1 pseudogene is annotated in these 588 nt (G+C 72.4%); it reads left to right on the top strand.

Annotated elements, in window-relative coordinates:
• Positions 1–588 (top strand): annotated as a pseudogene (locus A5780_RS41500) (serine/threonine protein phosphatase); the annotation flags it as partial.

The raw sequence follows: 588 nt of genomic DNA on the forward strand, positions 1-588 counted from the left end.
TGCGGCCTCCGGTGAGGACGAGGACACCCCGCCGCCCAACACCGCCGCGGGGCGTGCCGCCGCCATGCGTCCCCCGCGAGCGGCACCTCGCCGGGCCGCGGTCGCGGCGGAACCGCCCGAGCCGCGCAAGAGTCACAAGGGCCGCTGGATCGCGCTGGCCGTCGCCCTGGTCGTGGCCGTCGTGGTCGGACTCGTGGTGGGCTACAAGATGATTCGCAGCAACTACTACGTGGGCGCCGACAACGGCAACGTGGTGATCATGCGCGGTCTGCCCGGCTCGGTCCTCGGCTATTCGATTCAGGATGTGGACCAGCTGGTCTGCGTCGACTCGCACAACAAGGTCACCCTCATGCGCCCCGGCGCCGGGTTCCCCAGCGGGTGTAAGCAGCTGGCCGTGGCCGATCTGCAGCAGACCGGCCGCGACAAGGTCAACAACGGCCTGCTGCCGCCGGGCGGATTCGACTCCACCCGCGGGCAGCTGGAGAAGCTGGCCGCCACCGATCTGTTGCCCGTCTGCGTCAAGCCGGCGCCGCCGGTCGCCCCGCCGCCGCCCGCCGAGGGAAGCACCGCGGCCCCGGGCAGGCGGCA

The organism is Nocardia sp. 852002-20019_SCH5090214, assembly GCF_001665865.1.
Lineage (GTDB): Bacteria > Actinomycetota > Actinomycetes > Mycobacteriales > Mycobacteriaceae > Nocardia > Nocardia nova.